Origin of the sequence: Enterobacter sp. CPE_E1241 (genome assembly GCF_045618265.1) — a bacterium.
Lineage (GTDB): Bacteria > Pseudomonadota > Gammaproteobacteria > Enterobacterales > Enterobacteriaceae > Enterobacter > Enterobacter adelaidei.
In genome coordinates this window covers 1,499,329-1,512,420 of sequence record NZ_JBIWYV010000001.1, presented here as the reverse complement: position 1 = coordinate 1,512,420, position 13,092 = coordinate 1,499,329, and the positions used below count along the sequence as shown (strand labels likewise).

General features: G+C 56.2%; 11 protein-coding genes and 1 pseudogene. 4 read left to right on the top strand and 8 right to left on the bottom strand.

Annotated elements, in window-relative coordinates:
* The first annotated feature begins 4 nt into the window (after positions 1-4).
* Complete coding sequence (gene ybjG / locus ACJ9Y9_RS07265; protein WP_028019332.1) at positions 5-613, top strand: undecaprenyl-diphosphate phosphatase; 609 nt, start codon at positions 5-7, stop codon at positions 611-613.
* Positions 614-681: 68 nt separating this feature from the next.
* Positions 682-1,440 carry a DNA-binding transcriptional repressor DeoR gene (gene deoR, locus ACJ9Y9_RS07260; RefSeq protein WP_028019333.1) on the top strand — a complete coding sequence of 253 codons (759 nt, stop codon included), beginning with the start codon at positions 682-684 and terminating at the stop codon, positions 1,438-1,440.
* A gap of 39 nt (positions 1,441-1,479) precedes the next feature.
* Here deoR and dacC read toward each other — a convergent pair whose 3' ends face one another.
* Entirely contained in the window at positions 1,480-2,685 is a 1,206-nt protein-coding gene (dacC, locus tag ACJ9Y9_RS07255) for a serine-type D-Ala-D-Ala carboxypeptidase (protein ID WP_032667015.1), read from the bottom strand.
* 241 nt (positions 2,686-2,926) lie between these two features.
* On the opposite strand from dacC, the gene ACJ9Y9_RS07250 reads away from it, so the two are divergent.
* Positions 2,927-3,553, top strand: a complete 627-nt coding sequence (locus ACJ9Y9_RS07250) for a glutathione S-transferase family protein (protein ID WP_028019335.1) — start codon at positions 2,927-2,929, stop codon at positions 3,551-3,553.
* Here the strand turns inward: ACJ9Y9_RS07250 and ACJ9Y9_RS07245 are convergent, their stop codons facing one another.
* Together ACJ9Y9_RS07245 and bssR are read right to left on the bottom strand one after the other, a co-directional pair.
* Positions 3,554-4,672, bottom strand: a complete 1,119-nt coding sequence (locus ACJ9Y9_RS07245) for a PQQ-dependent sugar dehydrogenase (RefSeq protein ID WP_028019336.1) — start codon at positions 4,670-4,672, stop codon at positions 3,554-3,556.
* Between the two features lie 106 nt (positions 4,673-4,778).
* Positions 4,779-5,162 carry a biofilm formation regulator BssR gene (gene bssR, locus ACJ9Y9_RS07240; RefSeq protein WP_028019337.1) on the bottom strand — a complete coding sequence of 128 codons (384 nt, stop codon included), beginning with the start codon at positions 5,160-5,162 and terminating at the stop codon, positions 4,779-4,781.
* 216 nt (positions 5,163-5,378) lie between these two features.
* On the opposite strand from bssR, the gene rimO reads away from it, so the two are divergent.
* Complete coding sequence (gene rimO, locus ACJ9Y9_RS07235) at positions 5,379-6,704, top strand: 30S ribosomal protein S12 methylthiotransferase RimO (RefSeq protein WP_028019338.1); 1,326 nt, start codon at positions 5,379-5,381, stop codon at positions 6,702-6,704.
* A gap of 63 nt (positions 6,705-6,767) precedes the next feature.
* Here the strand turns inward: rimO and gsiD are convergent, their stop codons facing one another.
* The 5 genes and pseudogenes from gsiD to iaaA all read right to left on the bottom strand — a co-directional run bounded on the left by gsiD (position 6,768) and on the right by iaaA (position 12,990).
* Complete coding sequence (gene gsiD, locus ACJ9Y9_RS07230) at positions 6,768-7,679, bottom strand: glutathione ABC transporter permease GsiD (protein WP_028019339.1); 912 nt, start codon at positions 7,677-7,679, stop codon at positions 6,768-6,770.
* 1 nt (position 7,680) lies between these two features.
* The gene (gsiC, locus tag ACJ9Y9_RS07225) at positions 7,681-8,601 is read right to left on the bottom strand and encodes a glutathione ABC transporter permease GsiC (protein WP_028019340.1); all 921 of its coding nucleotides are present in this window, start codon (positions 8,599-8,601) and stop codon (positions 7,681-7,683) included.
* 5 nt (positions 8,602-8,606) lie between these two features.
* Positions 8,607-10,145, bottom strand: a complete 1,539-nt coding sequence (gene gsiB, locus ACJ9Y9_RS07220; protein ID WP_028019341.1) for a glutathione ABC transporter substrate-binding protein GsiB — start codon at positions 10,143-10,145, stop codon at positions 8,607-8,609.
* Positions 10,146-10,168: 23 nt separating this feature from the next.
* On the bottom strand, positions 10,169-12,040 hold the full coding sequence (gsiA, locus tag ACJ9Y9_RS07215; protein ID WP_028019342.1) for a glutathione ABC transporter ATP-binding protein GsiA: 1,872 nt from the start codon (positions 12,038-12,040) through the stop codon (positions 10,169-10,171).
* A pseudogene (iaaA, locus tag ACJ9Y9_RS07210) lies at positions 12,027-12,990 on the bottom strand (beta-aspartyl-peptidase). The gene gsiA and the pseudogene iaaA overlap by 14 nt, the downstream one beginning before the upstream one ends.
* Positions 12,991-13,092 lie beyond the last annotated feature (102 nt).

Genomic DNA, 13,092 nt, shown 5'->3' with positions numbered 1-13,092 from the left:
CATTATGTTAGAGCAATTGAACTACGGGCTGTTTTATCTGATTAACGCTACCCCGGCATCGCCGGAGTGGATGATTGATATCGCCACCTTTTTTGCCAAAGATCTGATCAGTATCGTTCCTGTGCTGGCCGTGATCCTCTGGTTATGGGGCCCACGCAATCAGGTCGTCGCGCAGCGTCAGCTGGTTATCAAAGTTGCGATGGCCCTTGCGGTAAGCGTACTGATGAGTTTTGCACTGGGGCATCTGTTCCCGCACGATCGTCCTTTTGTTGCCCACGCTGGCTATACCTTCCTGCATCATGCACCTGATGACTCCTTCCCGAGCGACCACGGCACGGTGATTTTCACCTTTGCACTGGCATTCTTGTTCTGGCATCGCCTGTGGTCTGGTGCACTGCTGATGGTGGTGGCGGCAGCTATCGCCTGGTCGCGTGTTTACCTGGGCGTGCACTGGCCGCTGGATATGGTCGGCGGTTTCCTGGTGGGGCTGATGGGTTGCGTGAGTGCAGCTATCCTGTGGAGCCTCTTTGGTCAGGCGCTCTACCGCGGGATTTCCCACCTCTATCGTATCCTCTTTGCGATCCCGATCCGCAAAGGCTGGGTGCGTGACTAACCCTGGCTCAACAGGTTACACTTGAACCCCCGCCCTGCGGGGGTTCACTTTTTCCACGACGAGGTTCTATGGAAACACGACGCGATGACCGCATAGCTCAGCTGCTACAGGCGCTGAAGCGCAGCGATAAGCTGCATCTGAAAGAGGCTGCCACGCTGCTTGGCGTCTCCGAGATGACTATTCGTCGTGACCTGAACAGCGATAGCGCGCCCGTCGTGCTGCTGGGTGGGTATATTGTGCTGGAGCCACGCAGTGCCAGCCACTACCTGATTAGCGATCAAAAAACGCGCCTGGTTGAAGAAAAACGTAAAGCCGCACGGCTGGCGGCTTCGCTGGTACAGCCGCATCAGACGCTGTTTTTTGACTGCGGCACGACGACACCGTGGATAATCGAAGCCATCGACAGCAGCATTCCTTTCACTGCCGTGTGTTATTCGCTGAACACCTTTCTGGCACTTCAGGAGAAACCCGAGTGTCGGGTGATCCTCTGCGGCGGTGAATTTCACGCCAGCAACGCCATTTTTAAACCGCTTAATCTCCAGGACACGCTCAGCAATTTGTGCCCGGATATCGCGTTTTACTCCGCAGCGGGCGTCAATGTCCGCCAGGGCGCGACCTGCTTTAATCTGGAAGAGTTACCGGTGAAACACTGGGCGTTAAGCGCGGCGCAGTATCATGTGCTGGTAGTGGACCACAGCAAGTTTGGCAAGGTGCGCTCGGCAAGAATGGGAGAGCTGGCGCAGTTCGATGCCATCGTCAGCGATTGCCGTCCGGATGATGAGATAGTCTCCCATGCCAAGGCGCAGCAGGTGAAGTTGATGTATTGAGGTTGTGCCGGGTAAGCGCAGCGCCACCCGGCAAAAAACTTAGCTAAACCAGCTGCCAAACCAGCTATGGAATTTCATTAATACAAAATCCCACATCCGGCTGAAGAAGCCGCCCTCTTCGACCGCCTCCATCACAATCAGCGGACGCTGTTCAATCGACTTACCGTTAAGCTGGAAATCAATCGTCCCCACCACCTGGCCTTTTTTCAGCGGCGCGGTGAGCTGCGGTTCGGTCAGGGTATAACTGGCTTTCAGGTTTTTAAGCTGACCGCGAGGAATGGTCACCGACCCAGCCTCACCGGCCCCCAGATTTACTTCGTTCTTGTCACCAAACCAGACGCGCTGGCTGACGAACGTGGCATCCGGTTTAATCGGCGTCACGGTTTCAAAGAAGCGGAATCCCCAGGTCAGTAATTTTTCTGATTCGTTAAAACGGATACGGTCGGTTTTGGTCCCCAGTACCACCGAAATCAGGCGCATGTCGCCCTGCGTTGCAGAAGCCACCAGGTTGTATCCCGCCCCGGCCGTGGTACCGGTTTTCATCCCGTCCACGTTGACGTTGCTGCTCCACAGCAGGCGGTTGCGGTTCGGCTGACGAATTTTATTGAATGTAAACTCTTTCTCTTTGTGGATAGCGTATTCATCCGGCACGTCGTGGATCAGCGCTTTACCCAACAGCGCCATATCACGGGCGGTGCTGAACTGACCCGGCGCATCAAGACCGTGAACAGTTTTAAAGGTGGTGTTGGTCAGGCCCAGCTTTTGCGCATAGCCATTCATCAGGCCGATAAATGAATCCTGACTGCCGGCGACATAATCCGCCAGCGCGATACAGGCGTCGTTACCGGACTGGATAATCACCCCTTTATTCAAATCAGAAACGGAAACCTGATCGCCTGGTTTGAGGAACATCACTGATGAGCCCCTCAGCGCCGGGTTGCCGGTCGCCCAGGCGTCCTTCCCGATGGTGACCATATCATCAAGCTTGATCTTGCTTGCTTTTAACGCCTGGCCGACCACATAGCTGGTCATTATTTTGGTCAGACTGGCTGGATCGAGTTTCTCATCCGCATTGCCTTCCGCCAGCACTTTGCCGCTGGAGTAGTCCATCAGGATCCAGGCGCGCGCGTCCACCGGCGGCGCTTCGGGCGCAGCCTGCTCAGCTGCGTAAAGAGTTGGTGCAAACAGGAAAAGGAGCGCAGAGCCTGTCGCAAGGCTGCGCAGAGAAGTCATTTTTCGCGTCATAAATGCCACCCGAGTGTCCATTCAAAAATTACGTCACATCACCGTGTCGCAAGAAGCGATGAGTAATAGCGCACTAAAACCGTTAAAGAAACCCAACGAGGGTAAAGTTATTAAAGTTTATGCAATAACATTCAGATACGCTTTGATTAAGGCGATTTTTTTGTCTTCTGTTGCGTAATTGTTAGGTTTATCTCACCATGGCAAAAAGCTGACTCGGATTCACATCTCATCGGGAGTAAATATGATTACGCTGTGGGGCAGGAACAATTCGACCAACGTTAAGAAAGTGCTCTGGACACTGGAGGAGCTGGATTTACCGTTCAATCAAATCATGGCTGGGTTATCGTTTGGTGTGAACAAAGAGGCCGACTATCTGGCCATGAACCCGAACGGCCTGGTGCCGCTGCTGCGCGATGATGAAACAGACGCGACGCTTTGGGAGTCCAACACGATTGTGCGTTACCTTGCGGCTCAGTACGGCCAGGGTCGCCTGTGGGTAGAAAATCCGGCTCGTCGTGCTCAGGGTGAAAAGTGGATGGACTGGGCGAATCAGACGCTTTCGCCAACCCATCGCGTGATCCTGATGGGACTGATCAGAACACCAGAAGCCGAACGTGATTATCCCGCCATCCATGCCGCACAGGATGCCTGTGAAAACCTGTTTGCCATGATGGATGACGAACTGGCGAAGCACAAATGGTTCTCCGGTGACGCATTTGGTACAGGCGATATCGCCGTCGCGCCGTTCGTCTGGAACCTGACCAACATGGGCCTGAAGTGGACGCCGCGCCCTCACCTCGAGCGCTGGTTAAAGCAGCTTAGCGATCGTCCGGCATACCGTAACGTTGTGATGATCCCGGTAACCTGATTACGTTCCGGACGGGCTGACTCTCAGCAGTTGCCCGTCCGTCTCATCAGTCAGGACATACAGATACCCATCCGGTCCCACCCTCACATCACGGATACGCTGCTCCCGGTCGCCCAAAATCCGCCCGTCTTCAGTCACTTTATTGCCGCTCACGCTCAGCACAATAACGTCCTTTTCCTTCAGTGCGCCGATAAACAGTTTGTTTTTCCACTGTGGAAAGACGTCGCTGTTGTAGAACGCCATACCGCTCACGGCGGGCGAAACTTTCCAGACAAACAGCGGTTTTTCGGTTCCCTCAACGTGCTCACCTTTGGCTTCCGGAATTTTCAACCCGCTGTAATTAATGCCGTGCGTTGCCAGTGGCCAGCCGTAGTTTTTTCCTCTCTCCGGGATATTGATTTCATCTCCGCCGCGCGGACCATGCTCGTTAAGCCACAGCGTGTCGCTCCAGGGATTCATCGCCATCCCCTGCGGGTTACGAATGCCGTAAGACCAGATTTCGGGTCGCGCACCGGGGGTATTCACGAAGGGGTTATCCGACGGGACTTTCCCGTCTTCGGTGAGGCGCACCACTTTGCCCTGCAGTTTATCCAGTTCCTGCGCCGTCGGTCGCTGGTTGTTCTCACCGAGCCCAATAAAGAGATAGCCTTTACCATCGAACACCAGTCGTCCACCAAAATGGTTCCCGGTAGAGAGTTTCGGCATCTGGCGGAACACCACCTGGAAGGCTTCAATGCGCGTCAGATCGTCGCTCAATCGGCCATAGCCCACCGCCGTTCCGGCTTTGCCGTCACTCCCTGCTTCGGCGAAGCTCAGCCAGATGCGGCGCGATTTTTCAAAATCCGGGGCGAGAGCCACGTCCAGCAATCCTCCCTGACCGTTCGCCCATACCTTCGGCACGCCGACAATCGGAGCGGAAAGCCCGCTCCCGGCCTGCCAGTGTTTGAGTTGACCTCCCCTGAGGGTCACCAGCAGCCCTTTATTATCCGGCAGAAACGCCAGAGACCAGGGATGATCGAGTCTGTTTTGTAACACCTCGACGTTGACCGCAACGGGTGCAGCAAGAAGAGAAAATGAAAATAACAACGCAGGCAGGAAAATCAACGAGGATCGAGGCATAACGCGCTCCTTTAACGGCATATGGCTTAAAGGTTAGCCATAACGCCCGGGCACGTTATCACTTTTACAAAAGCTTAATCAGAAGGGGGAGTTGCCTCCCCCGGATTCAGTACTGTTCGAGCTTGTCGTGCTCGTTCAGACACATGATGCAAAGAGAGAGCGTTGTCAGGCAGTTTTCAAGCTTCTCCGCGTTAACAGCGATAAAATTCGGGCAGTCGTGGCGTCCGTTCATCAGGCACACCCCTGCAATGGAGAGCACCTCAGCGGCGCGACGGAGCGCTATCAGCTCACTTTCGCAGTATTCCGCTTTCAGGGTCGGTGCTTTTTCACGCATAAAATTACACAGTTCAAACAGATTATCACGCAGATGTTCGCTTTCGCTGACTGACATATACCCTTTTGCCTTCCTCAACTGCAGGTACGCGGCCAGGTCGATTCGGGCGTTGATCAGCTTGTTCAGCAGATCGCGTTTCAGTCTGTCAACGGACATTCTCTTTCCTCCTCTGTCAGCCATTTTGCATATTCAGAGTAAGGTTATTTTTTGTACAATTTAATGCCTCAGATCAATAAAACATAACTGATTAACATCATTTACAATGTTACAACACCAGCCAACCGCATCCACCTTGCAAAGAGTGTATAAATCCCCCGCGATACGCTGTAAAATCCCGCCCTGATAACTCCATAATTGATGAATTTTTAACCTATGAGCAATGTTACGCACCAGCCGAAAATCGGCTTTGTCTCCCTGGGCTGCCCGAAAAACCTGGTGGATTCCGAACGTATCCTGACCGAACTGCGCACCGAGGGCTATGACGTGGTGCCAAGCTACGACAACGCCGATATGGTGATCGTTAACACCTGTGGGTTTATCGACAGCGCGGTTCAGGAGTCACTGGAAGCCATCGGTGAAGCCCTGACTGAAAACGGCAAAGTGATTGTGACCGGCTGCCTGGGCGCGAAAGAGGATCAGATCCGCGAAGTGCACCCGAAAGTGCTGGAGATCACCGGCCCGCACAGCTACGAGCAGGTGCTGGAACATGTTCATCACTACGTGCCAAAACCAAAGCACAACCCGTTCCTGAGCCTGGTGCCAGAACAGGGTGTAAAGCTGACCCCACGCCACTACGCGTACCTGAAAATTTCTGAAGGCTGCAACCACCGCTGCACCTTCTGCATTATCCCGTCCATGCGTGGCGATCTGGTGAGCCGTCCAATTGGCGAAGTGCTGGCGGAAGCGAAACGTCTGGCCGACGCGGGCGTGAAGGAGCTGCTGGTCATTTCCCAGGACACCTCGGCTTACGGCGTGGACGTTAAGCACCGCTCCGGTTTCCACAACGGCGAGCCGGTGAAAACCAGCATGGTCGGCCTGTGCGAGCAGCTGTCTAAACTGGGTATCTGGACGCGTCTGCACTACGTCTACCCTTACCCGCACGTTGACGACGTGATCCCGCTGATGGCGGAAGGCAAAATTCTGCCGTACCTGGACATCCCGCTGCAGCACGCCAGCCCGCGTATTCTGAAGCTGATGAAACGTCCTGGCTCCGTTGATCGCCAGCTGGCACGCATCAAGCAGTGGCGTGAAATCTGCCCGGAACTGACCCTGCGTTCCACCTTTATCGTCGGCTTCCCGGGTGAAACCGAAGAAGACTTCCAGATGCTGCTCGACTTCCTGAAAGAAGCGCGTCTGGACCGCGTTGGCTGCTTCAAGTACAGCCCGGTAGAAGGCGCAACCGCCAACGAGCTGGCGGACCAGGTGCCGGAAGAGGTAAAAGAAGAGCGCTGGAACCGCTTCATGCAGCTGCAGCAGCAGATCTCTGCCGAGCGTCTGCAGGAAAAAGTGGGTCGCGAGATCATGGTCATCATCGACGAAGTTGATGAAGAAGGCGCGATTGGCCGCAGCATGGCGGATGCCCCTGAAATCGACGGAGCGGTGTACCTCAACGGTGAAACCAGCGTTAAGCCGGGTGATATTATTCGCGTGAAGGTTGAAAACGCGGACGAGTATGACCTGTGGGGTAGCCGGGTTTAATCTCCCCACTCCGCTTTTGTATGCCGGGTAAGGCGTAGCCGCCGCCCGGCACATTTCACTGCACTACCCCTTAATCCTCGGATCCAGCGCGTCGCGCAGCCCGTCACCCAGCAGGTTAAACGCCAGCACGGTCAGAAAAATCGCCAGGCTCGGGAAGATCGCCACGTGCGGTGCAATCACCATATCTGCCCTCGCCTCGTTCAGCATTGCGCCCCACTCCGGCGTCGGAGGCTGCGCGCCTAATCCCAGAAACGACAGGCTGGCCGCCGAGATAATCGACACGCCAATACGCATGGTGAAATAGACCACGATGGACGACACCGTCCCCGGTAGAATATGGCTGAACAGGATAGTGGCGTCGCTGGCCCCCATGCTGCGGGCCGACTCGATAAACGTCTGCTGTTTCAGCACCAGCGTGTTGCCGCGCACCAGACGGGCAAAGGCCGGAATGGAAAAGACCGCAACCGCTACGATCACGTTCGCCATGCCGCTGCCCATGATCGCCACCACCGCAATCGCCAGCAGAATACCCGGGAAGGCAAACAACACATCGCAGATACGCATGATGATACGGTCCCACCAGCCTTCGTAATACCCGGCAACGAGACCCAGCACGGTACCAATGGCCGCGCCGATCAGCACCGCGAACACCCCGGCGGCGAGCGAGATCTGCGCCCCTACCAGCACGCGACTAAAAATATCGCGCCCCAGCGAATCCACCCCAAACCAGTGCATCATGGAGGGACCGTCATTCAGCCGGTCGTAATCAAAATAATTTTCCGCATCAAACGGCGCTATCCACGGGGCAACGATCGCCAGAATGATGAGCAGTAGCACAAATAACCCCGCCGTCATGGCAACCGGCTGACGGCGAAAGCGCCGCCAGAATTCGGACCACGGCGTGCGGATATGTTCCGGTTTGAGCCCCGGCATAGCGTTTAAAACGGCCTGACGTCGCCAGTTTAACAATCGCATCTTACTTATACCTGATGGCCGGGTTAATGGCGGCGTAGAGCACGTCTACCACTAAGTTGATAAGAATAAACTCCAGCGAAAAAAGCAGGACCTCCGCCTGAATCACCGGGTAGTCGCGCATCTCGACGGAATCGACAAGAAGGCGTCCCAGCCCCGGCCAGTTGAAGACCTTTTCCACCACAATAGAGCCGCCCAACAGGAAGCCAAACTGTAGCCCCATCATCGTCACCACCGGGATCATCGCATTGCGGAACCCGTGCTTGAGAACGACCCACTTCTCGCTAACCCCTTTCGCCCGCGCGGTGCGGATATAATCTTCGCTAAGCACGTCAACGAACGAGGCGCGAGTAAAGCGGGCCATCACCGCCGCAACGGCAGCCCCCAGCGTCATGGAAGGCAGGATGTAATGCTTCCAGGTATCGGCGCCGACCGTCGGCAGCCAGCCCAGTTCGACGGAGAAGATCTGCATCAGCAGCATCCCCAGCGCGAACGCCGGGAAAGAGATACCGGTCACCGCCAGCGCCATACCGAGCTTATCCGGCCAGCGGTTGCGCCAGACGGCCGCGACAATTCCGGCCCCCAGCCCAAACACGACCGCCCAGCTCATACTGGCTATCGTTAACCAGAACGTCGGCATAAATCGGCTGGCAATCTCTTCCGATACGGGACGACGCGACACCATCGAGGTACCAAAGTCGCCCTGCAAAACGTTGCAGATATAATGGAGAAACTGCATATACAAAGGTTGATCGAGCCCAAGTTGTTTTCGCACCAGCTCAATGACGGCGGCATCCGCTTCAGGCCCCGCAACCAGACGCGCCGGATCGCCCGGCAGCATATGGACAAACAAAAACACCAGCACCGCCACAATCAGCAGCGTCGGGATAAGCCCCAGCAGGCGTTTACAAACATAATTCAGCATGAGTGTTATTTTATATCCGCATCGTCAAAGCTAAAGCCGGTGTCCGGCATGATGTAGAAACCGGTCAACGCTTTGTTATGGGCTGACACCAGTTTCTCGACCACCAGCGGCACCCACGGTGACTCTTTCCAGATGATATCCTGCGCGTCTTTGTAGAGGCGGGCCTTCTCTTCCGGTTTGGTGGTTTTCAGCGCATCGGCCAGATCTTTGTCCACCTGCGGGTTACTGTAGAACGCGGTATTGAACAGGGTTGGCGGCCAGTTCTGCGAAGCAAACAACGGTGATAACGCCCAGTCGGCTTCACCGGTCGAGGCCGTCCAGCCGGTGTAGAACATCCGCACACCGCTCTCTTTTTGCCCTTTACCTTCCACTTCAGCCGCACGCTGTCCGGCATCCATCGCGGTAACCTGCACCTTAATACCAACCTGCGCCAGCTGCTGCTGGGTGAACTGCAGCACTTTCTGCGCGGTACTGTGATTGTGCGACGACCACAGCGTGGTGCTAAACCCGTTCGGGAAACCCGCCTCTTTCAGCAGCTCGCGCGCTTTGGCCGGATCGTACGGCCACGGCTGATAGTTTTGCGCATACGCGATAGCCGGTGGCAGCACGCCGGTCGCCGGAATGGCATAGCCGGCAAAAGCGACTTTCACCAGCGCCTGACGGTTAATGGCATAGTTGATTGCCTCCCGTACCTTCGGGTTATCGAACGGCTTTTGCGTCACGTTCATGCTGATGTAGCGCTGCATGATCGACGGGCTGGCCACCAGCTCCAGCTTGCTGTTTTTCTGCAAAATGGCGGCCTGCTCATACGGGATCGGGAAAGCAAACTGCGCCTCGCCGGTTTGCAGCATCGCCGCGCGGGTGTTGTTGTCCACCACCGGGCGCCAGGTAATGGTGTCCAGCTTCGGCAGCCCCTGCTGCCAGTATCCGGCGAATTTTTTCACCTTCACAAAATCGGTCTGGTTCCAGGTCAGCAGTTCGTAAGGGCCGGTGCCAACAGGGTGGAAGCCGATCTCCTTGCCGTATTTTTTCAGCGCGGCAGGGGAAATCATTGCCGTCGCCGGATGCGCCAGAATATTGATAAACGCGGAGAACGGCTCTTTCAGGGTGATTTTTACCGTCGTCGGGTTGACCACCTCGGTGCTGGCGATGTTTTTATACAGGTTATAGCGCTTGAGGCTATTTTCCGGATTACTGGCGCGGTCGAGGTTAACCTTTACCGCCTCCGCATTGAAATCTGTACCATCCTGGAATTTCACGCCGGTTCTGAGCGTGATGGTATACACCAGCCCGTCGTCGGACACGGTGTACCCCTCAGCCAGCACGTTTTTGAGCTTCATCTCTTTATCCAGGCCGAAGAGTCCCTGATAGAACGATTTCGCCACCGCCTGAGAGAGCGTGTCGTTGGCGTCATACGGATCCAGCGTGGTGAAATTGGAGCCGACGGCCACCACCACATCTTTGGCAGCGAACGCGGGGCCAGCGGCCAGGGCTGCCGTCACGCTCACAGCTAACACCCATCTACGCGCGACAAATTTAACCATTGTGTTCTCCTGCCTGTTGTAAGTTATAGCCGCGAAAAGGCGTTGTCCTGACGCGGGGGGGCCACAAAATGGCCCGGACCGACTTCACGCAGCGTGACTCGCTCTACGACCTCGCCGCGTTTACGAATATTACCCGGCATTTCATCCTGCAGCAGCACGCGCTGGCCGTGACGATGCGCCGGATCGGCAACCGGTACAGCAGCGATAAGCTTGCGCGTGTACGGGTGTTGTGGGTTCTCAAACACCGCCCTTCGCGGACCAATCTCCACGATTTGCCCCATCAACATCACCGCCACGCGATGGCTGATACGTTCTACCACCGCCATATCGTGTGAGATAAACAGGAAGGCGATGCCCATATCCCGCTGTAAATCGAGCAATAAATTGATGATTTGCGCGCGGATAGAGACATCCAGCGCCGAGACGGACTCATCGGCAATCACCACTTTCGGGTTTAACGCCAGCGCACGGGCAATGCAAATACGTTGCCGCTGACCGCCGGAAAACTCGTGCGGATAACGCCAGGCATGTTCCGGCTTCAGGCCGACGCGTTCCAGCAGCCAGGCCACGCGACGCTGTGCCGCGTCACCTTCGAGCAGGTTATGTACCCGCAGCGGCTCCATAATCGAGTACCCCACCGTATGGCGTGGATCGAGGGAGGCGTACGGATCCTGAAATATAAACTGGATATCCCGCCTTATCGCCTGCAGCTTACTGTCTGGCAACGTATCAATACGTTCGCCGTTAAAGGTAATACTACCTTCCTGAGATTCCACCAGCCGGAGCAACGCGCGCCCGGTAGTGGATTTCCCACAGCCTGACTCCCCCACCAGTGCCAGCGTTTCGCCTGGCCATAAATCAAAACTGACGTTTTCCACTGCATGCACTTCGCGCTTCACGCGATTAAGAATGCCGCTGCGCAGTGGAAAACGGGTGACCAGATCGCGCACCTCCAGAATAGGCTTGCCTGGCACCACCGTGTCCTGCTCGCGTTCCTCCACTTCCGGCCCTGTTGCTTCAGGGGAAATCAACGGGAAGCGGCGCGGTAAATCACTGCCGTTCATGGCCCCAAGACGCGGGACCGCCGCCAGCAGCGCTTTGGTGTAAGGGTGAACGGGCGCGTGGAAGATTTGCTCAACCGTACCGGTTTCCACCGCATTGCCCTTGTGCATCACCAGAACGCGATCGGCAATATCGGCGACCACGCCCATATCGTGGGTGATGAAAATCACCCCCATTTCCATCTCCTGTTGCAGCACCTTGATGAGCTGCAGGATCTGCGCCTGGATCGTCACGTCCAGCGCCGTGGTCGGTTCATCGGCGATCAGCACTGCCGGGCGACAGGAGAGCGCCATCGCAATCATCACCCGCTGGCGCATGCCGCCAGAAAGTTGATGCGGATAACGTGCCAGAATGGTCTGTGCCTCCGGAATGCGCACCAGCTCAAGCATCCGTCTGGCTTCTTTGAGTGCTTCATCGCCGCTCAAGCCCTGATGTAACCGGATGGATTCGGCAATCTGTTCCCCGACCGGGAAGACCGGGTTCAGGGAGGTCATCGGCTCCTGGAAGATCATCGCAATATCCGCCCCGCGCACGCCCTGCATCTGGGCGCCGCTCAGCGTGTTTAAATCAATCACCTGGCGGTTGCGACGGCGCAGGAGTATTTTCTCGCTGCTGATTTGCCCACCTGTCTGTTCCAGCAGGCGCATCAATGCCAGCGCGGTGACCGATTTTCCGGAACCGGATTCACCGACAATGGCCAGCGTTTCGCCGCGCCTGAGCGTGAACGATAAATTCTGTACTGCGGGGATGAACTGCCGCTCTTCCTGAAACGCAATATTCAGTTGATGGACAGCCAGCACTTCGCGGTTGTCCAGCTCTTCACTGTGCGGCACGTGTTGCCCCCTTATTCACGATAGATCCCGGTACTGGGTTCATCACCGGCATATCCCCATGCGCGGTACATGCCTTCGCTGTTGAACGGCAATGCCACATTGCCCTCACGATCCACCGCAATGAGCCCGCCGACGCCGCCGAGCGCAGGCAGTTTTTCCATGACTACCCGCTCGCAGGCCTCAGCAAGACTTAAACCACCGTAATCCATCAGCGCGGTGATGTCATAGGCCGCGAGCGCGCGAATAAACACTTCTCCGGTTCCGGTACACGATACGGCCGCCGTCGCGTTATTGGCATAGCAGCCGGCACCGGGCAATGGACTGTCGCCGACACGTCCCGGCAGTTTGTTGGTCATTCCACCCGTGGAGGTGGCTGCCGCAAGGTTCCCGGCTTTATCGAGTGCCACCGCGCCAACCGTGCCCATTTTGGTGGTTTCATCGAGCGGTGCAGTGTGGTCAAGCTGCGTCATGCCCGCCGAACGGGCTTCCAGAAGCTGCTGGTAACGCTCCGGCGTTGAAAACAGGTCAGGAGAAACAGATTCCATCCCATGTTCCATGGCAAATTTTTCCGCGCCTGCGCCCGTCAGCAGCACATGCGGACTCTCTTCCATGACCAGGCGCGCAGCCAGCACCGGGTTCCGTAGATGGCTGACACCTGCCACGGCCCCTGCTTTCAGGGTAATACCGTCCATCACGCAGGCATCCAGTTCGTGCGTTTCATCCCGGGTAAAGACCGAACCGATCCCCGCGTTAAATAACGGGCACTCTTCCAGCAAACGAACCGCCTCGGTGACCACATCCAGCGCGCTTTCGCCCGCTGCCAGCATTTTCTGGCCTGTTTCCACAATGGCGTACAGTGCGTCGATATAGCGCTTTTCCTGTTCGGGACTAAGCTGTGCACGGGTGATTGCCCCGGCGCCGCCATGAATTGCGATTACCGCATTACCCATTCGCATCACCCGTTAGCCTGACTCGCGGCTTTTTCTATAAATATCATTATCGTCGATGAAACTTCAGATGATTTTTGAATATAGAAAGACGCAACTGTGATG